General features: G+C 67.5%; 22 protein-coding genes and 1 tRNA gene. 6 read left to right on the forward strand and 17 right to left on the reverse strand.

The genetic code is table 11. The features are described 5' to 3' along the window. Positions 1–139 precede the first annotated feature (139 nt). The 3 genes from K3G64_RS13250 to K3G64_RS13260 all read right to left on the reverse strand — a co-directional run bounded on the left by K3G64_RS13250 (position 140) and on the right by K3G64_RS13260 (position 1471). Positions 140–448, reverse strand: a complete 309-nt coding sequence (locus K3G64_RS13250; protein WP_238950341.1) for a hypothetical protein — start codon at positions 446–448, stop codon at positions 140–142. A gap of 87 nt (positions 449–535) precedes the next feature. Continuing rightward, positions 536–608: transfer RNA gene (locus K3G64_RS13255), tRNA-Arg, on the reverse strand. A 41-nt stretch (positions 609–649) separates the two neighbouring features. Then, complete coding sequence (locus K3G64_RS13260; protein ID WP_238950342.1) at positions 650–1471, reverse strand: TIGR03621 family F420-dependent LLM class oxidoreductase; 822 nt, start codon at positions 1469–1471, stop codon at positions 650–652. Positions 1472–1651: 180 nt separating this feature from the next. Between K3G64_RS13260 and K3G64_RS13265 the strand changes: the two genes are divergently transcribed. Then, positions 1652–2752, forward strand: coding sequence for a glutamate--cysteine ligase 2 (locus K3G64_RS13265; protein ID WP_238950343.1), 1101 nt, complete (start codon positions 1652–1654; stop codon positions 2750–2752). Here the strand turns inward: K3G64_RS13265 and K3G64_RS13270 are convergent. The 13 genes from K3G64_RS13270 to K3G64_RS13330 all read right to left on the reverse strand — a co-directional run bounded on the left by K3G64_RS13270 (position 2749) and on the right by K3G64_RS13330 (position 14230). After that, positions 2749–3486: an anti-sigma factor gene (locus tag K3G64_RS13270; protein WP_238884894.1), complete on the reverse strand. Its 738-nt coding sequence runs from the start codon at positions 3484–3486 to the stop codon at positions 2749–2751. The two genes, K3G64_RS13265 and K3G64_RS13270, sit on opposite strands and share 4 nt — an antisense overlap. Then, complete coding sequence (locus K3G64_RS13275) at positions 3483–4064, reverse strand: sigma-70 family RNA polymerase sigma factor (RefSeq protein WP_238884895.1); 582 nt, start codon at positions 4062–4064, stop codon at positions 3483–3485. Before K3G64_RS13275 ends, K3G64_RS13270 begins: the two co-directional genes overlap by 4 nt. 2 nt (positions 4065–4066) lie before the next feature. After that, positions 4067–4834 carry a DUF1365 domain-containing protein gene (locus tag K3G64_RS13280; protein WP_238884896.1) on the reverse strand — a complete coding sequence of 256 codons (768 nt, stop codon included), beginning with the start codon at positions 4832–4834 and terminating at the stop codon, positions 4067–4069. 48 nt (positions 4835–4882) lie between these two features. Then, on the reverse strand, positions 4883–5941 hold the full coding sequence (locus K3G64_RS13285; RefSeq protein ID WP_238884897.1) for a poly-gamma-glutamate hydrolase family protein: 1059 nt from the start codon (positions 5939–5941) through the stop codon (positions 4883–4885). Positions 5942–5946: 5 nt separating this feature from the next. After that, entirely contained in the window at positions 5947–7173 is a 1227-nt protein-coding gene (locus tag K3G64_RS13290) for an Nramp family divalent metal transporter (protein ID WP_238884898.1), read from the reverse strand. A 74-nt stretch (positions 7174–7247) separates the two neighbouring features. Continuing rightward, positions 7248–7496, reverse strand: a complete 249-nt coding sequence (locus tag K3G64_RS13295) for a hypothetical protein (RefSeq protein WP_238884899.1) — start codon at positions 7494–7496, stop codon at positions 7248–7250. Between the two features lie 30 nt (positions 7497–7526). Next, entirely contained in the window at positions 7527–7811 is a 285-nt protein-coding gene (locus K3G64_RS13300; protein WP_238884900.1) for a hypothetical protein, read from the reverse strand. A gap of 37 nt (positions 7812–7848) precedes the next feature. Continuing rightward, positions 7849–8925 (reverse strand): NAD(P)H-dependent amine dehydrogenase family protein, encoded by a 1077-nt coding sequence (locus tag K3G64_RS13305; protein WP_238884901.1) that lies wholly within the window; start codon positions 8923–8925, stop codon positions 7849–7851. 10 nt (positions 8926–8935) lie between these two features. After that, the gene (locus tag K3G64_RS13310) at positions 8936–9727 is read right to left on the reverse strand and encodes an SDR family oxidoreductase (RefSeq protein ID WP_238884902.1); all 792 of its coding nucleotides are present in this window, start codon (positions 9725–9727) and stop codon (positions 8936–8938) included. Positions 9728–9901: 174 nt separating this feature from the next. Then, positions 9902–10864, reverse strand: a complete 963-nt coding sequence (gene ku / locus K3G64_RS13315) for a non-homologous end joining protein Ku (RefSeq protein WP_238884904.1) — start codon at positions 10862–10864, stop codon at positions 9902–9904. After that, complete coding sequence (locus tag K3G64_RS13320) at positions 10864–11736, reverse strand: carbohydrate kinase family protein (RefSeq protein ID WP_238950641.1); 873 nt, start codon at positions 11734–11736, stop codon at positions 10864–10866. The genes ku and K3G64_RS13320 overlap by 1 nt, the downstream gene beginning before the upstream one ends. 77 nt (positions 11737–11813) lie before the next feature. After that, positions 11814–13232, reverse strand: coding sequence for a mannitol dehydrogenase family protein (locus K3G64_RS13325; RefSeq protein ID WP_238884905.1), 1419 nt, complete (start codon positions 13230–13232; stop codon positions 11814–11816). Further along, complete coding sequence (locus K3G64_RS13330) at positions 13229–14230, reverse strand: NAD(P)-dependent alcohol dehydrogenase (protein WP_238950642.1); 1002 nt, start codon at positions 14228–14230, stop codon at positions 13229–13231. Before K3G64_RS13330 ends, K3G64_RS13325 begins: the two co-directional genes overlap by 4 nt. Before the next feature lie 191 nt (positions 14231–14421). Here K3G64_RS13330 and K3G64_RS13335 point away from each other — a divergent pair, with 191 nt between their 5' ends. Genes K3G64_RS13335 through K3G64_RS13355 form a run of 5 tightly spaced genes read left to right on the forward strand, consistent with a single transcriptional unit; the run spans position 14422 to position 19649 of the window. After that, positions 14422–15345 carry a sugar-binding transcriptional regulator gene (locus K3G64_RS13335; protein ID WP_238950643.1) on the forward strand — a complete coding sequence of 308 codons (924 nt, stop codon included), beginning with the start codon at positions 14422–14424 and terminating at the stop codon, positions 15343–15345. Between the two features lie 21 nt (positions 15346–15366). Continuing rightward, entirely contained in the window at positions 15367–16713 is a 1347-nt protein-coding gene (locus K3G64_RS13340; RefSeq protein WP_238884907.1) for an ABC transporter substrate-binding protein, read from the forward strand. Beyond that, a complete protein-coding gene (locus tag K3G64_RS13345) occupies positions 16710–17675 on the forward strand; it encodes a carbohydrate ABC transporter permease (protein WP_238884909.1) in 966 nt (321 codons plus the stop codon). Before K3G64_RS13340 ends, K3G64_RS13345 begins: the two co-directional genes overlap by 4 nt. After that, positions 17675–18544, forward strand: a complete 870-nt coding sequence (locus tag K3G64_RS13350) for a carbohydrate ABC transporter permease (protein ID WP_238884911.1) — start codon at positions 17675–17677, stop codon at positions 18542–18544. The genes K3G64_RS13345 and K3G64_RS13350 overlap by 1 nt, the downstream gene beginning before the upstream one ends. Positions 18545–18569: 25 nt before the next feature. Continuing rightward, on the forward strand, positions 18570–19649 hold the full coding sequence (locus K3G64_RS13355; protein ID WP_238884913.1) for an ABC transporter ATP-binding protein: 1080 nt from the start codon (positions 18570–18572) through the stop codon (positions 19647–19649). 7 nt (positions 19650–19656) lie between these two features. On the opposite strand, the gene K3G64_RS13360 is transcribed toward K3G64_RS13355, so the two are convergent. Continuing rightward, entirely contained in the window at positions 19657–19872 is a 216-nt protein-coding gene (locus K3G64_RS13360; RefSeq protein ID WP_370647197.1) for a hypothetical protein, read from the reverse strand. Positions 19873–19881: the final 9 nt, after the last annotated feature.

Here is a 19881-nt window from a genome sequence, read left to right on the forward strand (position 1 = left end):
GCCGGCGTCAGGCGGCCGACGGGGTGACCCTGTCAGTTCAGCAGCGAGCGTTTGCCCGTCGGCCGCCGCACCACCGCAGATATTACCCGACTGCCCGGCCAACGATGCACAAGCGATGCAAAAGGGTGCCCGGGCGCTTCTAGAGCAAGGCGGCCACGAACGCCAGAACGGCGATGGCTACGACGATAAGTCCGATCATGACGCAGAACGCGCCGGTCGCCGCCAACCGCTGCGTACGGCTTGCGTCGGCATCGGTGATGGTCTTGATCGATGTCTTCATCTGACTGAACAGGTCTTTCCAGGAAATCCGCGATAAGCCCTGCCTGGTGGCTGCCCGCTCGCGGAGGGGCTCGTCGGGAACTGCACCGACGCCGTTGCCATAGAGAACCAGGCCCAGCACGATCGTGACAGCTGCCACGATCAGCAGCACCACCGCGAAAGCAGTCACTTGCCCCTCTTCCTGTGAAGTCGACGGAGATCTGCGGTTGATCGTTTCATTCGTAGGAACTATGAGCAACGAGTCGGCGCTCTCGAGTGCCCCCGGCAGGATTCGAACCTGCGACACCGGCTTTAGGAGAGCCGTGCTCTATCCCCTGAGCTACGAGGGCGTGACGGCTGGCAGCTTACCGGCTGCCGTGCGCAGCGCCCGTCAGCGCAGTTCGGCGATCACCTTGGCGAACGGCTCGGCGTGCCGCTGCTGCACGGTGATATAGGTGACGCCGTAGGTCTCGCGGTAACCGCGGATCGTGTCGGCGATCTCCTTCGTCGATCCGGACAGCACCGCCGGAGTGCTCAACAACTCGACGTCGGACAGGTGTGGCAGGAACCGGCGGGTGATGGACAGGTCGGCCCGGCCGGAGTCATCGGTGGGCATCGCGGTCACGGCTAGGTTCAGTTCGAGGTCGCCGAACCGGTCGCCGGCCGCACGACGGACGAACGCCACGCGGTCGGCCAGCGGATCGGACTCCCGTGAAATCGGCGCACCTCCCGTGAGGCCGATGATGTGGGCCCGCTGTGCGGCCAGGGTCAGCAACTTGTCGCCGTTGCCCGCGATCAGGATCGGCACGTCGGGGGCGTGTTCGGCCATGTGCTCGGTCACATGCCGCAACCACTTCACCCGCTGTCCGGCCGACGGGTACGGCAGCTCGGCCTGCTCGAACTCCTCTTTGACGTACCCCGCGCCCAGCCCGAGCTCGAATCGCCCGCCGCTGAGGTCGCGCAGCGACGTGACGTCGCGGGCCAGCAGTGCCGGCCGGTAGAAGCCGGCGTTGAGCACGAACGTGCCGACCTTCAGCCGGTCCGTGGCCATCGCCAGCGCCGTCATCATCGGGAACGGCGCGGTGGTGTAGAGATGGTCGGCCATGTGCACGATGTCGTAGCCCATGTCCTCGACGCGGCGCGCCCAGTCCTGCACGGACTGCTGCCGGCGTGCGGCCTGCAACCCGACGCCGAACCGGAAGTCTCTCCTCACGTTCGCATCGTATTGGTCACGGTCGACAGCGCGAGGTTTGGCGCGTGTGGCGCCTGGGCAATACCTCTGCCGCCGACTCCGAATCCCGGAGTCCACACAAAAGGACTTGTTGCCCGATCCGGCCCGTCGTGAGACATCTCCGACGGGCCGGATCAATACTCTCGGCGCAGAATTCTCACCATGGCCACCCACCCCACGATCGGCGTCGAAGAGGAGTTCCTGCTCGTCGACCCCGCGAACGGTGAACCCGTCGCGCTCAACGCCGCCGTTGCCAAGGAGGCACAGAACCGCGGCGTGAAGCTGCAGCTCGAGCTGACCACGTGCCAGGTGGAGACCACCAGCGACGTCGTCGGCACCAGCCGCGAACTGCGTGAACAACTGCTGCGCCTGCGGCGGGTCGCCGCCGAGGCCGCCGAGGCCGCCGGCGCCCGGCTGCTGGCCGCGGGGCTGCCGCCGACTGTGCCGCACTCGTTCCCGATCACCGACACACCCCGGTACCGCGAGATCGGCGACAAATTCGGGATGATCGCTCACGAGCAGGGCATCTGCGGTTGCCACGTGCACGTCGCGGTGCCCAGCCGGGAGGCGGCGATCCGGGTCAGCAACCGGCTGCGGCCCTGGCTGCCGTCGTTGCTGGCGCTGGCGGCGAATTCTGCGGTGTACCGCAATGCCGACACCGGCCACGCCAGCTGGCGCAGTGTGCTGTGGGCCCGGTGGCCGAGCGCGGGCCCGCCGCCGCACTTCGATTCGGCCGACGAATACGACGCGGTGGTGGCGATGCTGCAGCACGCAGGCGCCATGCTCGACGACGGCATGGTCTATTGGGACGTGCGCCCGTCGAAGAACTTCCCGACGGTGGAAGTGCGCGTCGCCGACGTGCCCGCGACCGTCGCCGACACCGTCCTGCTGGCGGCGCTGACTCGCGCGGCGGTGATGACCGCGCTCGACGACGAGCGACGGGGAGAGCCGGTCGCACCGCTCGCTGCGCATGCGTTGAAGGCCGCCTACTGGAAGTCCGCGCGCGACGGTCTCGAGGGCAATGCCGTGGACCTGATGGAGGGCCACGACTGCATACCCGCGCGGACGCTGTTGGACCGCCTCGTCGAGCACGTCCGGCCGGCGCTGGAGGCGACGGGCGACTATGACCTGGTGTTCGACGAACTGCACCGCGTTGCGGAGCAGGGCAACGGCGCAATGCGGCAACGGCGGGCGTGGGGTCGCCGCCACGACGTCTCCGACGTGCTGGCCGAGATGGCGACGGCGACCCTGGCGGGCGTCTAGGTCAGGGGCAGCGCGGCGAACGGCTGACCGGTCGGCCGCTGGGAACCGCCGGGCGGTTCGACGGTGAACGCCAGCGTCCGTGAATCACCGAGGTCGGGCAGCACCGCCGTGGTCGACGGCGCGATCGCCTTCGCGTCCATGGTTCCCGCCGGGTGCGGTCCTTGCCCGTCGACCAGCCACATCTGGTACACGGTGCCGGGTTGGGGCGGGGACACGTTGTTCATCACCAGCACCCCGGCGTCCTTTTCGCGAGAGAACACCACGGTCGCGGTGCCGCCGCCGGGGATATCACCGGACACGGTGCGCACGTCGGGGGCGGCGAAGATCTCCTCGGCGGCCGACGGGGTGGGTGCGGGCTGCATGGCCATGCCCACCCCCAGCGCGCCGGCGCCCACCGCGAGCACCGCCGCGGCTGACAACAACACCTTCTGCCAGCGCTTGGCGCGTGGACGCAGTTCGGTGACCGACGCCTCGGTCGCGGCCCCGGTCTCGGCGCCGTGGATCTCGGCCATGACGCGGTCGCGGAGGTCGTGCGGTGGCTCGACGGCGGTGGCGGCCGACAACACCGCCATGGTCTCGCGCACCGCGCGCACCTCGCCGGCGAATGCTTGCGCGACGGCCGGGGGCGCGGCCGCGATGCGGCGCTCGACGTCGGCGCGTTCTGATTCGGGCATGGCGTGCAGCGCATAGGGCGCCGCCAGCGCCACGAGGTCGGTGTTCATCGGCTCGGTCATGCGATCCCCAAGCACTTTCGCAGTCCGCGGATACCGTCGCGCATCCGCGATTTGATTGTCGCAAGATTCGCCGACAATCGTTCGGACACTTGGGCGTACGTCAGCCCATCGTAATACGCCAACTGGATGCACTCGCGCTGCATATCGGTCAGCGAGCCCAGGCAGTCGGCCACCTGCCGGCGTTCGTCGCGCAAGATCACCGAATCGGCCACATGGTCGGACGGCAGGTCGATGTTGGCGGCGCCGTAGCGCGACTCGCGCTGGCTCGACGCCTGCTCGGAGCGCACGCGGTCGACCGCGCGACGGTGTGCCAGCGTCATCAGCCAGCCCAGCGGCGAGCCGATGGCGGGGTCGTAGTCCTTCGCCGTGCGCCATACCTGGAGGTAGATGTCCTGCGTGGTCTCCTCGCTGTAACCGGGGTCGCGCAGCACGCGTGTCACCAGGCCGTACACCCTGGCCCGCGTCCGGTCGTACAGCGTGGCGAACGCCTCGACGTCCTGCTGGGCCACCTGGCGAAGCAGCTCCTCGAGGTCGGTTGTCACGAGCGGTAGCCTAGCCACCGGCGACACAAGCGTCATAATTATCGCGATTCGCCGCTCTGGCCGACTAAAGCAGGTGCGGGCGAACGAGTTTCGGACACCTGCTCGAGCCGTCGGGCCACCGGGACCCGGCGCAACCACAAGGTCAGGTTCTGGACGCGGAATTCGAGTGCGGTCATCAGCGGTGCCAGCGGTGCCACCGTCTGAAGCCGCAACACCTCTCTGACGTTGGCCTGGCGGCGGGTTCCGCGCAGGGTCGCGATGAACGCGGGCTCGTTGTCGCGGTGCAGCGAAACGGTCACGTCCAGCTCGTCGCCGGGATAGGGCGCCCGCACCAGGTAGTAGCCCTCGACCCCGTTGAACGGCGATACGCGCAGCTTCTTCGGCGTCATCGAGACCTGGTTCGGCCCCGGCGGCAGGAGGTAGGCGTGCCGCTTGCCCTTGGTGTTGTGCATCTCCATCACGACGCTGCGCAGGACGCCGTCAGCGTCGTGACACCAGAACAGGCTCACCGGGTTGAACACATACCCGAGCACCCGCGCCTGCAGCAGGGCCGTGACCCGGCCGCCGCCCAGGTCCACGTCCTTGGACCGCAGGAATGCGTCGATCCGCTGGCGCAGGGTGTCGGTCGGCGCGCCCTCGAAGTGGTCGTTCGGGTCGAACTGGGCGAACGGGCGCAGCCACAGCGGCACCTGGGGCAGGTGGTCGATGTCGACGTACCAGCTGTAGCCCTGGTGCTCGAAGTAGTGGTGTACCGGGGCACGTCGCAGGTGCGTGATCCGCGTCCGGTAAAGGTGCGAGCCTTTCACACCAGGGATTCGGAGTCCCGGCACCGCCGGATGGGTGGGTGACGGCTGTCACTTCCAGGCGTGCGCCGCGGTGACGAGCCCCTGCACCAGCCCCGATGTCGCCGGTGTCAGGCCGTCGTCGCTCGGCAACTGGCTGCGGGGGCTCAGGCCGCGCACCCGCGCCGAGAGCTCGAGTTGCGCCCCGCCGAGGCGGACCCGGTTGACCGGGTTGTCGGGGTGCAGACCGCGCAGTTCGACCGGGATGGCGTCGAGGTCGGTGACGACCTGGTAGCCGGGCACCGCGATGTGGCGGGCGAGATGGTGCGCCAGGTCGCGATTGCCCCCACCGGCCAGCAGTTGGGCGCTGCGGCCGATCCGTCCGTAGCCGTGCAGCGACACCGCGACGTCGACGTGGTCGCAGAACTCCGCGAGCCGCTGCGATTCCCGCGTCAGGTAGCGGGCCGAAGACAGGTGGTACGGGTAGCGGTCGGGGTGGTGCACCACGTACAGCGAGGCGCCCGCCGCGTCGGCGGCGCGGCGTGCGATCACGTCGGTCATCTGCTCGAGGCCGCCGCCGTGAATGGCGAGGAAGCCGAAGCGCGACCTCAATACGCTGTCCTCGATGACACCGGGATGGCTGAGAAGCTCCGAAAGTGATTGCGGTGCAGACGAATCGGTATTCGCCGAGCGACTGGGCCAGTTCGCGGGATCCCATCGGCGCAGGAACTCGACCCAGCGCGCAGGCAAGCCGTGGTGGGTGGCGCCGTCGATGATGCGCTCCAGATAGCCCGGCCGGGGCGGACCCGGATCGACGCGGTGGTCGATGTAGACCCAGGCTTCGGCGGGTCCGTCGCCGGTGTGCACGGTGAGGCGGTCGCGGCGGTAGCGCAGCGGGACGCCTTCTGCGCTGTCGAGCGTCGCCAGGTCGTGGTCCGACAGCTCCCACACGACGCCGTGCACCTGGGAGCCGTCAAAGGGTTCGACCGTGGCGACCCCACGCTGGTTGATCAGCCAGTCGTGATCGGCGAGCGTGGCCGGCCGCGGGTTGACCGCGTCCGGGCAGCGCAGCGCCATCTGCTGCACGCACAGGTTCGACCCGTACGCGAAGTAGCTGTGCCCAGCCCACATCAGCGCTATCCAGCGACGGTCAGATAGATAAGCACCACGTTCAAGAGACTAATCAACCCGGCCACCGCCCAGCCCAGCGTCGTGGTGACGCGGTGGTTGGCGTCGTCGCCCATCAGGCTGCGGTCGCTGGTCAGCCGGATCAGCGGAATCAGGGCGAACGGGATGCCGAATGACAGCACCACCTGGGAGAGCACCAACGCCCGGCTGGGGTCGGTGCCGATCGCCAGGATCGCCAACGCGGGCAGCAGGGTGACCAGTCGCCGCAGCAGCAGCGGGATCCTGCGGCGCAGCAGGCCCTGCATGATCATCGCGCCCGCGTAGGCGCCCACCGACGACGACGCCAACCCCGACGCCAGCAACCCGATCGCGAACAGCAGCGCGACGGTCGGGCCCAGGGTGCTCTGCACCGCGGCGTGCGCGCCCTCGATGGAGTCGGTGTTCGCCTGGCCCTGCAGGTTCGTGGCGGCGACCAGCAGCATCGACAGGTTGACCGCGCCGGCGACGACCATGGCGAGGCCGACGTCCCAGCGGGTGACGCGCAGCATGGTGCGCCGGTCCGGGCCGGCCTCGGGCTGACCGTGGCGGTCCCGCGCCAGGCCTGAGTGCAGATACACCGCGTGCGGCATGACCGTCGCGCCGAGCATCGCCGCGGCGAGCAGCACACTCTCGGTGCCTGCGAACATCGGCACGAGCCCGCCGGCGACCTCGGCGACGGGGGGCGGGGCGACGAACAAGCTGGTGAGGAAACCGATCGCGATGATTGCCAGCAGGCCGGTGATCACCCGCTCGAACATCTTCTGGCCGTGGCGGTCCTTGATCAGCAGCAGTGCCAGCGAGACCGCCCCGGTGATCACGCCCCCGGTGAGCAACGGGAGATCGAACAGGAGGTACAGCGCGATCGCGCCGCCGACGACCTCGGCGAGATCGGTTGCCATGGCTACCAATTCGGCCTGCAGCCAGTACGCCAACCGGCTGCGCCGCCCCATCCGCCTGCCGACGGCCTCGGGCAGGGACAGTCCGCTCACCAGCCCCAGCTTCGCCGACAGGTACTGCACCAAAAAGGCCATCGCGTTGGCCGCGACGATCACCCAGACCAGCAGGAACCCGAACTGCGCGCCCGCGCTGACGTTGGCCGCCACGTTCCCGGGGTCGACATAGGCGATCGCGGCGACGAAGGCGGGGCCGAGCAGCACCCAGCTCGGCCGCAGACGCACGTCGTTCGGCTGTACCACTGACCCACTTTCTATCCGGAGCTGCGAATAGAAAAGTTAGGTTAGCCGAAACCTCTTCGGTCAAACTCCAGGGGTCAGCCGAAGCCGAGACCACCGAGGCTGATGACCAGGCCGCCACCCCAGAACGGGTATCCGCCGTAGTAGTTGTTGTTCACCGGCGGTGACGTGACGATCTGTGAACTGCCGTTGGTCTGACACTGGGTCGTGGTCGGGCCGACGGCGGTGCACTGTGGGGTGGCATTGGCGGCAGGGGCGAGCGCAAGGATCACGCCCAGGCCGATCGCCGCGGGAAGCGGCACGATAAAGCGGACGAAGTTCCGCATGGTTGGCCTCCTAGGGCCAGAGACTGCCCGTTACGGGAAGTAGAAGCCGTCGCCTTCCCACATGCTGCCCCACGGGCCCACGTACTCCTGCTGGGCGGGCGTCGCGTCGATCGAGACGTTGCCGGGGGTGGCGCACTCGGTGGTGGACCCACCGAGTGCCGCCGCGCCGCCGGTGTCGACGCACTGCGGCAAGGTCGGATTCGGGGCGGGACCCGGAGCCACCGGTTCGGCGCCGGCCACCGGTGCCGCGGCGAGCGCCGCTGCGATGGCTCCTGCGGCGATCACCGGTGCGAGGTAACGAAGTGTGGTCCGCATAGGCACGTCCTAGTGATTGGGTGGATGTCGCCGTGTCTCATCCCACAGCGTACAACCCTTTTCCGGTGATCAGGGGCAAGTCGAGCGTCGTCCGGATCCCCGGCGGGGCCGCCACCACCGCGGGGATCGCGTTGACGACGCGGGCGGCCGTGGCGACGAGTCCCGCGTGGTTGTGATCGCCGTTCGGGCTGCTCAGGCAGAGGTCGAGGGCGTAGGACGGTTCACCGGTGATCTCGATGCGGTAGGAGCCGCCCTCCTGAGCCGGTTGCGGCCAATCGGGATGCAGATCGTCGCGCAGTCGCGTGACGTGTTCGAGGACGACGGCCACCCTGCGGTCCTTGCGGCCCTGGACCTCGAAACGCAGCGCGGCCGCAGTGCCCTTGGCGATGTGGCCGGAGGCGATGTCGAAATCCTCGGGCGCCGGTTCGCGCACATGGGTTTCGGTCACCTCGTCGAGTTCGATGCCGATGCCCGCGGCGAGTTGGCGCACCACCGAGCCCCAGGCCAGGCTGAGCACGCCCGGCTGCAGCAGCATGGGGATCTCGTCGAGCGGCTTGCCGAAGCCCATCACGTCGAACATGACCGTCGCGCTGTCGTAGGTGTCGTAGTTGATGATCTCCATGCACCGGATCTGCTCGATGCTCTGACAGGTGCCCGCCAGCGCCAGCGGCAGCAGGTCGTTGGCGAAGCCGGGATCGATGCCGTTGACGAATACGGTCGAAGACCCCTGTTGGGTGGCTTCCTCGATCGGTTTGACCATTTCCTCGGGTAGCACCTGCCACGGGTACTGCAGGAACACGGCGCTGCTGCCCACGACGTTGACACCGGCAGCCAGGATGCGGCGGTAGTCCTCGAGGGCGTCGGGCAGCCGATTGTCGGCCATCGCGGTGTAGACGGCGCACTGCGGCCCGGTGGTCAGCACTTCGTCGAGGTCGGTGGTCGCAACCACGCCAGTCGAGACATCGAGCCCGGCGAGTTCACCGGCGTCCCTACCGGCCTTCGCATCCGAGGACACCCACACGGCGGTCAGCTCGTACTGCGGGTCGTTGATGAGCTGTGTCAACGCGTGCCTTCCGACGTTGCCGGTGCCGATGGCCGCGACTTTGATCGCCATTACAGTCCTTTCACAGATCCGGGATGGGCATGTCGAGGTTCGGCATCGTCAGGCCGCCGTCGACCTCGAGGGTCTTGCCGGTCAGGTAGCTGCCCGCGGGGGACGCGAGATACACCGCCGCTGCGGCGATGTCGTCGGGTTCGCCCAGTCTTCGCATCGGGGTGGCCTTCTCCATGGGCTCGCGCAGTTCGTCGTTGGACGCGACGATGTCGAGGGCCGACGTGAGAATCGACCCCGGCGCGATCGCGTTGACGCGGATGCGCGGGCACAGGTCCAGCGCGGCCAGTCGGGTGTAGTGGGAAAGCGCCGCTTTGGCGGTGCCGTAGGCCGCGAAGCCGCGCCCGGCCAGCCGGCCCATCGTCGATGTGATGTTGATGATGCTGCCGCCACCGGAGTGCTCGAGCATCAACGGGACGGCGGCCGTCGTCAGCGCGTGCGCGGTGGCGACGTTGAACGTGAACGCGTCGCGCAGGTCCTTGGTGGACGTGCTCAGTAGTGCATTCGGCATGGTTCCACCGACGTTGTTCACGACGATGTCTAGTTTGCCGAACGCCTCGACCGCGGCGGCGGCCAACGTGGCGGTGTCGTCGGGGCGGGCGAGGTCGGCGACGACGATGTGCGCCGTGCGTCCGGTGGCGCCGACCCGCTCGGCGACCTCCTCGAGTTGGGCCTTGGTCCGCGACGCGATCACAACGTCTGCACCGGCTTCCGCGAATGCCACCGCCATCGCGGCACCGAGTCCGCGGCCCGCACCGGTGACCACTGCGACGTGGTCGTCCAGTCGGAATCTGTCAAGAATCACGATCGTTTCCTTCCATGCCGGGCGACACGCTAACAGCACAGCATCGCGTTGGGACGCGGTTTCTGGAACACGTTCTAATTGGACGCGAAAGGTACGCCAGGGCTGTGCTCCGGCCCGTTGGAACGACCCTGGTGTAGCTCTGGCGAGGATTGCGAGAGACGGAGCTGGTGGCCGCTACTTCTTGGCGGCGGCCTTCTTCGCCGTCTTCTGGGCCGGCGTCTTCTTCGCCGCCGACTTCGAGGCGGCCTTCTTCACCGGCGTCTTCTTGGCCGCACTCTTCTTCGCGGGAGCCTTCTTGGCGGGCTTGTCGTCAGAGCCATCGGAGCCATCGGAACCGCCCCGGCCCTCACGTCGGGCCTTGACGCTGGCCTCCAGCTTGGCCAACAGGTCCGAGACGTCCTCGGTCTCGTCGAGCTCCTGCGGTTGCTCCTCGGTGGTGAACGCCTCGCCGCCTTCGAGTTTCGCCTGGATCAACTCCTGCAGTTGCTGCTGATAGTCGTCGTGGTAACGGTCGGGGTTGAAGTCGTCGGTCATCGAGTCGACGACCTGGCCGGCCATCTTCAGCTCGGCCGGCTTGATGTCGACTTCCTTGTCCAGCACCGGGAAATCGGGATCGCGGATCTCGTCGGGCCATAACAAGGTCTGGATGATCATCACATCGCGCTTGCTGAAGTCCTGCACCCGCAGCGCCGCGAGCCGGGTCTTGTTGCGCAGTGCGAAGTGCACGATCGCGACGCGGTCGGTCTCCTTGAGGGTTTTGGTCAGCAGCACATACGACTTCGACGACTTGCCCTCGGGCTCGAGGAAGTAGCTCTTGTCGTACATCATCGGGTCGATGTCGCCGGCCGGCACGAACTCCAGCACCTCGATCTCGCGGCTGCGCTCCTCGGGCAGTGTCGCGATGTCCTCGTCGGTGATGATGACCGTCTGGCCGTCGTCGGACTCGTAGGCCCTGGCGATGTCGCGGTACTCGACGACCTCCCCGTCGAGTTCGCAGACGCGTTTGTACCGGATGCGCCCGAAGTCCTTGGCGTGCACCTGATGGAACTTGACGTCGTGGTCCTGCGTCGCGCTGTACACCTTGACCGGCACGTTCACCAGGCCGAAGGCGATCGAGCCTTTCCATATGGAACGCATCAACCCAGTATGGCTGATCGCAGCGCCGCATCGCGGCTGGCGCGATCCGGCAGGTCGGCGCCGGCCCGGGCGACGGTCAGCGCCGACGACATCGCCGCGGTGCCCAACACGCCGGTGAGCATTTCGGTGCCGATGGACTCGAGAGCGGGGCGGCGCTCGGCGCCCAACAGATCCAGCGACCACAGCGCGTCGATCAGCCCGGCCATGAACGCATCGCCTGCTCCCACGGTGTCGACGACCTCGACCTGGAACGCCGGCACACGCACCGCGCCGGCCGCGCACAGTGCGAAGGCGCCGCGCTGACCCAGCGTCACCGCGACGATCGACGGGCCCAGCGCCAGCCACGCCTGCGCGACCTCTTCGGGGGAGCGGTCGGGGTCGATCCACCGCAAGTCCTCGTCGCTGGCCTTGACCACGTCACACCGCTCGATGAGCCGGTCGATGCGACCGCGCGCGGTGTCGTCGTCGACGATCAGCGCCTGCCGCACGTTCGGGTCGAAGGTCACCGTTGCCGACGGATGATAGGTGTCGAGCAGGGCGGCCGTGGCCAGGCAGCCTGGTTCCAGCACGGTCGCGATCGAGCCGGTGTGCACGACCAGCGGCGGCGTCACCTCCGGTGTGCCCGTCAACTGCCACTCGACGTCGAACTCGTAACTGGCCGAGCCATTCTCGTCGAGTGTCGCCAGCGCGGTCGAGGTACGCGCAGCATCCGTGCTGTCCTTGACCAGTCGGGCACCGGCCTGTTCGACGTGGTTCGCGATGCGGCGCCCGCGGGCGTCGCTGCCGATGTGGGTGAGGAAGTCGACGCCGCGGCCCAGCCGGGCCAGGCCGACGGCGACGTTGAGGGGGCTGCCCCCGACGTGCTCGCCCATGACGCGGCCGTCGCGCTCGACGATGTCGATCAGCGCCTCGCCGATGACCAGCGCGCGCGACGACCCGCCCGCCGCGGTCACGGCACCTCCTTGCCCAGCAGCGATTCCAGCGTCGCCCGGGCACCGTCGCGATGCAGCGACTCCAGCGCCGACACGTAGGCCTCGACGAACCGTTCGTGCTCGGCCAGGTCACCGAAAACGTCGGTGTTGTCGATGAATGCGGTCGGGTTCTCGCGCTGGCTCTTGGCCAGCGGTACCAGGGTGTCGGCGCGGTGATCCTGCACGTCGATCGGCTCGCCCTGTTCGTCGACGCCCTCGGCGTACCGCGCCCAGCTGGCGACGGTGGCAGCCGACAACCGGACCGGCGCGCCCGTGCGCAGGTTCTCCCGCACCACGGGCAGCAGCCATTGGGGGATCCGGTCCGACGAGCCGAAGCACAACCGGGCGATGGTGTCTTTGACCCCCGGGTTGGCGAAGCGTTCGATCAGCGTGCGCTTGTAGTCGGGCAGATCGATGCCGGGGACCGGCTTGAGCGTCGGGGTCGCCTCGTCGTCCATGTATGCCCGCAGGAACTCGGCGAACAGGGGGTCTCCCGCGGCCTCGTGCACCAACCGGTAGCCCGCGAGATAGGCGAAGTAGCAAAGGCTCTGATGGCCGGCGTTGAGCAGCCGCAACTTCATCAGCTCGTACGGCGTGACGTCGTCGACCAGCAGCACGTCCGCCTTCTCCAGCGGCGGGCGGCCCTCTGGGAAGTCGTCCTCGAGCACCCAGGACGTGAACGGCTCGGCGACGACCGGCCAGGCATCGTCGACGCCGAAATCTCGGGAAACCACGTCGATCACGTCGGGGGTGGTCACCGGGGTGATGCGGTCCACCATTGAGTTGGGGAAGCGGGTGTGTCCGCTGATCCATTCGCCGAGGCCCGGATGGGCGCGTTCGGCGTAGGTGGTGAACGCCTCCCGCGCGACGTCACCGTTGCCCTCGATGTTGTCGCACGACACGATGGTGGGCGAGGCGATGCCGCGCTCGCGCCGCCGGGCCAGCGCGTCGACCACCAGACTGAACACGTTCACACCGTCGAGACCGTCGATGTGGTAGCCGCCCTCGGTGATGGTCAGCGAGACGATTCTGGTGCTCGGTGCGGCCAGCAGTTCGACCACGGCTTCGGAATCGTCGGGTGCGTAGCGGTATTCGACGATCGAGCCGATGATCCGCGCCTCGCGGGTGCCGTCCGGCTTCTCCAGCAACAGCGTGTAGAGCCCGTCCTGATCGGCCATCACCTCGGCCATCCTGCGGTCGGCGGGCATGACGCCGACGCCGCAGATGCCCCACTCCTTGGCCAGGCCCAGCTCCAGCAACCGGTCGACGTACCTCGCCTGGTGCGCTCGGTGGAAGCCGCCGACCCCGAAATGCACTATGCCGACCGATATTTCGCTGCGGTCATAGGTGGGCTTGTCCAGCGAGAACCGCGCCAGCGTGGAGTTGTCGAGCTTCATGACACCGTCACCACCGACTTCACGCTACCCGGCGTGCGGTCGGAGTCCAGGGCGTCAGCGGCCCGCTCCAACGGGAACCTCTCCGTCACCATCGCGTCGAGATCGACGCGGCCCGACTCGACCAACGCGATCGCCGTCGGCCAGGTGTCGGCGTAGCGGAAGACCCCCGTCAGGATCAGTTCGCGATTCTGGATCACCTGCGTCGGCAACTCCATCGACTCGGCGCCGGAGCCGACCAGCACCACGGTGCCCGCGGGCCGCACGGCGCGGATACCGTCGGCCACCGCGGCCGGCGCGCCCGAGGCGTCGATGAACGCGTCGACGTTCAGGTCGTCAAACGCTTCGACGGTCGGATTTAGCACCGTCGTCGCGCCGAACCTGCCGACCTGCTCGCGGCGCGCTGCATCGGGATCGCTGACGACGACCTCGGCGGCTCCGTAGGCCCGGGCGACCTGCGCGACGACGATGCCGATCGGTCCGGCGCCGGCGATCAACACGCGCGCGCCCTCCTCTACACCGGCCTTGCGCACCGCCGCGATGCCGACCGACAACGGCTCGCAGAGCGCGGCCGCCTCATCGGACATCGACTCGGGAACCGGGTGGGCGAACTCGGCGCCGATGGTCACGTAGTCGCACAGCGCGCCGTCGACCGGCGGCGTCGCAAAGAACTGCATGTGCGGGCACAGGTTGTAACGCCCGCGGCGCGTCTCTTCGGTCGCGGGATCCGGGCGCTGCGGTTCGATGGACACGCGCTGGCCGATGCGGCCGGGATCGACGCCGCCGCCGACGTCGACGATGGTCCCGGCCGCCTCGTGACCGAGGATCAGCGGCGCCTCGACGACGAAACCGCCGACCCGGCCGTGCCGGTAGTAGTGCGTGTCCGACCCGCAGACGCCCACCGACGACACCCGGATCAGCACGTCGCCGCTCTGCGGCCGCGGAACAGGCCTGTCTTGCATTTCGATCAGTCCCGGCTCGACGAGGACGGCGGCCCGCATCCGTGCATCCCGTCTGAGTGTTGTGTGCGTCACACTCACCATGCTAACGTGATGAACATCTACTCGCACCCCTGAGCATATGCTCACCGACCAGGAGGCAGGGGCAGCCGGTGACGGCATCGACGCACAACGGCGAAGTCCTGCGGGGCTCCACGCCTGAGGACGTTCGGCTCGCCTTGCGCGCGGCGTCGATGTACTACCTCGACGGGCTGACCCAGGCGCAGATCGCCGCCAGCCTCGGCGTCTCGCGGCCCACGGCCGGCCGACTCATCGCCCGGGCCAAGGCCAAGGGACTGGTGCGCATCGAAGTCGCCGTACCCGCCGGCATGCGTGATGATCTGCATGCCGAGGAGGAACGGGAGCTGGAGCGGCGCTTCGGGCTCACCGAGGCGGTGGTCGCCGGCCACGGCGTCGACGTCGGCGCGCCCGGGCGGCCGGAGGCCTTCGCCAGCATCGGCCGCGCTGCGGCCGCGGTGATGATGCGCAGGCTGGCGCCCGACGACGTCCTCGGCTTCACCTGGGGGCCCGAGCAGGTCGCGGTGGCCAATGCGTTGACACCCGGTGTGGCGAGCTGCCGTGCCGTCGTGCAACTCGACGGCGCCATGTCGACCGCCGCCTATCAGACCGGCACCGAATTCATTCTCAGCCGGTGTGCGGACACGCTGCGCGCCAACATATTACGGTTGCCCGCACCCCTGTATGCGGATCCATCGACGGTCGCGTCGATGCGCAGTGACTCCGTGATCTCCCGGACGCTGGAGGCGGGCAGGCGCGCTGACCTGATGCTCTTCGGGGTAGGCACGGTGTCGACCTCCACCACTCTGTTCGAAGGCAGCTACCTGGACACCCGGATGCTCGACGAGTTGGTGTCGCTGGGCGCGGTCGGCGAGATCGGTGGCCGGTTCTTCGATGCGCACGGGGCGCCGGTCGACACCGAGTTGCAGCATCGTGCGGTGTCGGTGCCGCTGGAGGACATCCGGAACTGCCGAAAGACGCTGCTGATCGCCGGCGGCGCCGCCAAACATCAAGCCGCGCTCGGCGCGTTGCGCGGCGGGTTGGCCCGGATGCTGGTGTGTGACATCGATTCCGCCCAGTGGCTGCTGGCCCGGACGTGATCCAGTGAAAGTGAGGTCGAAGTGAAAGCGATACGAGGCTTGGCGGCCAGTGCGGCCGTCGTGTGTCTGACGTTGAACGGGTGTGCGGGCGCAGGCTCGTTGGGCGCCACGGAGAACACCGTGACGATCGCGATGGTGTCGAACTCGCAGATGACCGACGCGCGCAACCTGTCGTATCACTTCGAGCAGGCGAACCCCGACATCGATCTGCGGTTCATCACTCTCTCGGAGAACCAGGCTCGCGCCAAGATCACTGCGTCCGTGGCGATGGGTGGCGGCGAGTTCGACGTGGTGATGATCAGCAACTACGAGACGCCCCAGTGGGCCGAGAACGGTTGGCTGGTAAATCTTTCCGATTACATCGCCGCGACGCCGGGCTACGATGAGCAGGACTTCTTCCCGTCGCTGCGCGAGTCGCTGTCGCATGAGGGCGACATGTACTCGGTGCCGTTCTACGGCGAGTCGTCGTTCCTGATGTACCGCAAGGATCTCCTTGAGCAGGCAGGCATCACGATGCCGCCCAATCCCACGTGGCAGCAGGTGGCCGACGCCGCCGCCAAACTGCACGACCCGGACACCGGCATGGTGGGAATCTGCCTGCGGGGCAAGCCCGGCTGGGGTGAGGTGCTCGCGCCGCTCGACACGGTGATCAACACCTTCGGCGGGCGCTGGTACGACATGGAGTGGAACGCCCAGCTGACCAGCCCCGAGGTTCGCGAGGCCGTCAACTTCTACGTCGACACCGTCCGCGAGTACGGCGAGCCAGGTGCGCCGGCAGCCGGATTCGCCGAGTGTGCAACGCAATTCTCTCAAGGACAGGCGGCCATGTGGTACGACGCCACCTCCGCGGTGTCGACGGTCGAGGATCCCGCGTCGTCGACGGTCGTGGGCAAGGTCGGATACGCGATGGCGCCGACGGTGGTGAAACCGAACTCCGGCTGGCTCTATACGTGGTCACTGGGCATTCCCAAGAGCAGCGACAACAAGGACGCCGCGTGGAAGTTCATCTCCTGGATGACCTCGAAGGAGTACATCCGGTTGGTCGGCGAGGAACTCGGCTGGGCCAGGGTGCCTCCGGGCAGTCGGTTGTCCACGTATCAGATTCCGGAGTATCAGAAGGTTTCCGAGGCCTTCGGTCAGGTGACGCTGGACTCGATCCAGGGTGCCGATCCGCTGAATCCGACCGTGCAACCAGTGCCCTACACGGGCATCCAGTTCCTGGCCATCCCTGAATTCCAGGATCTGGGGACGCGGGTGAGTCAACAGATCAGCGCGGCGATCGCCGGTCAGAAGTCGGTGGGCGAGGCGCTCGAACAGTCCCAGCAGTACGCCGAGGTCGTCGGCCGCAGCTATCAGGAGAGGTCATGACTGCCAGTCAAGTGGGTTATGAGCGGCCGGCGGCCGAGACCGAGGCCCAACACGTCGCACGAATCAAGAGCAAGCAGGACCCCGGTGTGTCCCGTGCCGAGGGCTGGCGGCGACGGGGGCCGCTGCTGCCGGCGTTGATCTTCATGATCATCGTCACGCAGATCCCGTTTCTGTTCACGCTTTACTACTCGACCCTGTCGTGGAACCTGGTGCGGCCGGGTTCGCGTGAGTTCATCGGTCTGCAGAACTACGTCGACGTCGTCAACGACTCGGTCTTCTGGCAGGTGGCGGTGAACACGGTGCTCATCATCGTGCTGACCGTGCTCATCTCGGTGGTGATCGGGCTGGGCCTGGCCCTATTGCTGGACCGGGCGTTCCTCGGCCGCGGTGTGGTGCGCACGCTGCTGATCACCCCGTTCCTCGTCACACCCGTTGCCGGAGCGCTGATGTGGAAGACGGCGATGCTCGATCCGGTATTCGGCATCATCAACTGGATCCTGCCCGGGCCTGGCATCGACTTCGTCAGCCAGTTCCCGCTGTCGTCGGTCATCGTCGCGCTGGTGTGGCAGTGGACGCCGTTCATGATGCTGCTGATCCTCGCCGGCCTCCAGTCGATGCCTCGCGACGTCCTGGAGGCCGGTCGAGTCGACGGTGCGGGAGCCTTCCAGCTCTTCCGCGAGCTCACGCTCCCGCACCTTCGGCGCTTCATCGAGCTCGGAACCGTGCTCGGCGCAATATATCTGGTCAACACCTTCGACCAGATCTACATGATGACCCAGGGCGGCCCAGGGACAGCGAGCGCGAACCTGCCGTTCTACATCTACCAACGGGCGTTCCTGGGCTTCGATATCGGCCAGGCCGCAGCGATGGGCGTGGTCGTGGTGGTCTTCACCATCGTGATCGCCACCTTCGCCCTGCGGATGATCTTCAAGACCTTCACCGGCAAGGAAGAGGCGGCGTGATGACAACTACCATTGACACGGAAGCACGCGATTCCGAAGTGGTGGCCAAGCCGAATGCCAAGCGCCGCAGATTCGATCCATGGGGCGCGGTGGCCTGGATTGTCGGCCTCGGGTTCTTCTTCCCCGTTTTCTGGATGGTGCTGACCGCCTTCAAGCAGGAGGTGGACGCCTACACCACCACGCCGAAGCTGTTCTTCGTACCGACACTGGATCAGTTCGAGGCGGTCTTCGAGCAGGGCGCCTCCACCGCGCTGCTGAACTCGGTGTTCGCCACCGTGGCGTCCACGGTGCTGGTGCTGCTGCTGGGTGTGCCCGCGGCGTTCGCCCTGTCGCTGCGGCCGGTACGCAAGACCCAGGACGCGTTGTTCTTCTTCATCAGCACCAAGATGCTGCCGATCGTCGCGGTGATCATTCCGCTGTACGTGATCGTGTCCAATATCGGTCTGCTGGACAACATCTGGGCGCTGGTGATCCTCTACACGGCGATGAACCTGCCGATCGCGGTGTGGATGATGCGGTCGTTCTTCCTCGAAGTGCCCGGTGAACTGCTGGAGGCGGCCAGCCTGGACGGGGCGAGCACCTGGCGCTCGGTGCGCGAGGTGATCCTGCCGCTCGTGTCGCCGGGAATCGCCGCGACGGCGTTGATCTGTGTGATCTTCGCGTGGAACGAGTTCTTCTTCGCGGTCAGCCTGACCGCGGTGCAGGCCCAGACCATGCCGGTGTACATGGTCGGCTTCATCGCGGGCCAGGGTCTGTACTGGGCCAAGCTGTGCGCGGCGGCGACGATGGCCGCGCTGCCGGTGGTTCTGGCGGGCTGGATCGCCCAAAACAAGCTGGTTCGTGGACTGTCCTTCGGCGCCATCAAATAAGTTCTGGGAAAAGGAGCAAAACCTAATGGCGACAATCACTTACCGCAACGCCTCGTGCGTCTACGAGGGCTCGGACAAGCTGGCGGTCGACTCGCTGGACCTCGACATTGACGACGGCGAGTTCGTGGTGCTGGTCGGGCCATCGGGTTCGGGCAAGAGCACCGCGCTGCGCATGCTCGCGGGCCTCGAGGACATCGACGAGGGCAGCATCGAGATCGGCGGCAAGGACATGACCGGTGTGCCTTCCAAGGACCGCGACATCGCGATGGTGTTCCAGAACTACGCGCTGTACCCGAACAAGACCGTGGCCGAGAATATGGGCTTCGCACTGAAACTGCGCGGGGTGTCGGCCGACGAGCGGCGGCGCAAGGTCGAAGATGCCGCCAAACTGCTTGATCTGACCGAGTTCCTGGACCGCAAGCCGGCCAAGCTGTCCGGCGGCCAGCGCCAGCGGGTGGCGATGGGGCGCGCGATCGTGCGCGAACCGCAGGTGTTCTGCATGGACGAGCCGTTGAGCAACCTCGACGCCAAACTACGGGTGCAGACGCGTACCGAGATCGCCGCGCTGCAGCGGCGGCTGGGCACCACCACCGTCTACGTCACCCACGACCAGGTGGAGGCGATGACGATGGGCGACCGGGTCGCGGTGCTGCGCAACGGAAAGCTGCAGCAGTTCGCCACGCCGAACGATCTGTACGACCAGCCCGCCAACGCGTTCGTCGCCGGGTTCATCGGGTCACCGGCGATGAACATCATGACGCTGCCGATCACCTCCGACGGAGTTAAAGTCGGCGACGACTCCCTGGTGCTCGAGCGCGCGCAGTTGAGCAAACTTGCCGACGCAGGACTGACGGAGGTCACCGTCGGCATCAGGCCCGAACAGCTCGACATCACCGATTCCGAGGGTTTCGAGGTTGTCGTCGACCTGGTCGAGGACCTGGGCAGCGAGGCGTACGTGTACACCCACGCCGGCTCAGGGACTCAGATCGTCGCGCGGTCGCACCCACGCAAGGCGCCCAAGCTGGCGCAGACGGTGCGGCTGCGCAAGGACCCCGACGGCGTCGTGCACCTATTCCACCCGTCGACGGGTGAGCGGATCGTCTGACGCAAGGTCAGGGGAGGACGGCTGCGTTGCCCGGGTCGAGACCGCTGGGCAGCTCGGGGTCCAGGCCGGAGCCGTGCGTGAACTCCTGGTGGGCCATCGGCCTGCAGTCGGTGTCCATCGGCGTCTGGTCGCCCGAGCAGTAGGGCACCAGATCCTGCGGGTCCGCGGCGACGTGCGGCGCGAAGAGCACGGCGGCCCCGCTGACCAGTACCGCCGCCAGCATTCGGATCAC

Origin of the sequence: Mycobacterium sp. IDR2000157661 (assembly GCF_022317005.1) — a bacterium.
Lineage (GTDB): Bacteria > Actinomycetota > Actinomycetes > Mycobacteriales > Mycobacteriaceae > Mycobacterium.

Bases quoted from the DNA above. Each gene is read 5' to 3' on its own strand.
- K3G64_RS13265 (WP_238950343.1), top strand. From the start codon at position 1,652: ATGGCCACCCACCCCACGATCGGCGTCGAAGAGGAGTTCCTGCTCGTC.
- K3G64_RS13270 (WP_238884894.1), bottom strand. From the start codon at position 3,486: ATGACCGAGCCGATGAACACCGACCTCGTGGCGCTGGCGGCGCCCTAT.
- K3G64_RS13275 (WP_238884895.1), bottom strand. From the start codon at position 4,064: ATGACGCTTGTGTCGCCGGTGGCTAGGCTACCGCTCGTGACAACCGAC.
- K3G64_RS13285 (WP_238884897.1), bottom strand. From the start codon at position 5,941: ATGTGGGCTGGGCACAGCTACTTCGCGTACGGGTCGAACCTGTGCGTG.
- K3G64_RS13295 (WP_238884899.1), bottom strand. From the start codon at position 7,496: ATGCGGAACTTCGTCCGCTTTATCGTGCCGCTTCCCGCGGCGATCGGC.
- K3G64_RS13300 (WP_238884900.1), bottom strand. From the start codon at position 7,811: ATGCGGACCACACTTCGTTACCTCGCACCGGTGATCGCCGCAGGAGCC.
- K3G64_RS13305 (WP_238884901.1), bottom strand. From the start codon at position 8,925: ATGGCGATCAAAGTCGCGGCCATCGGCACCGGCAACGTCGGAAGGCAC.
- ku (WP_238884904.1), bottom strand. From the start codon at position 10,864: ATGCGTTCCATATGGAAAGGCTCGATCGCCTTCGGCCTGGTGAACGTG.
- K3G64_RS13320 (WP_238950641.1), bottom strand. From the start codon at position 11,736: ATGGGCGAGCACGTCGGGGGCAGCCCCCTCAACGTCGCCGTCGGCCTG.
- K3G64_RS13325 (WP_238884905.1), bottom strand. From the start codon at position 13,232: ATGAAGCTCGACAACTCCACGCTGGCGCGGTTCTCGCTGGACAAGCCC.
- K3G64_RS13330 (WP_238950642.1), bottom strand. From the start codon at position 14,230: ATGCGGGCCGCCGTCCTCGTCGAGCCGGGACTGATCGAAATGCAAGAC.
- K3G64_RS13335 (WP_238950643.1), top strand. From the start codon at position 14,422: ATGTACTACCTCGACGGGCTGACCCAGGCGCAGATCGCCGCCAGCCTC.
- K3G64_RS13345 (WP_238884909.1), top strand. From the start codon at position 16,710: ATGACTGCCAGTCAAGTGGGTTATGAGCGGCCGGCGGCCGAGACCGAG.
- K3G64_RS13350 (WP_238884911.1), top strand. From the start codon at position 17,675: ATGACAACTACCATTGACACGGAAGCACGCGATTCCGAAGTGGTGGCC.
- K3G64_RS13355 (WP_238884913.1), top strand. From the start codon at position 18,570: ATGGCGACAATCACTTACCGCAACGCCTCGTGCGTCTACGAGGGCTCG.
- K3G64_RS13360 (WP_370647197.1), bottom strand. From the start codon at position 19,872: ATGCTGGCGGCGGTACTGGTCAGCGGGGCCGCCGTGCTCTTCGCGCCG.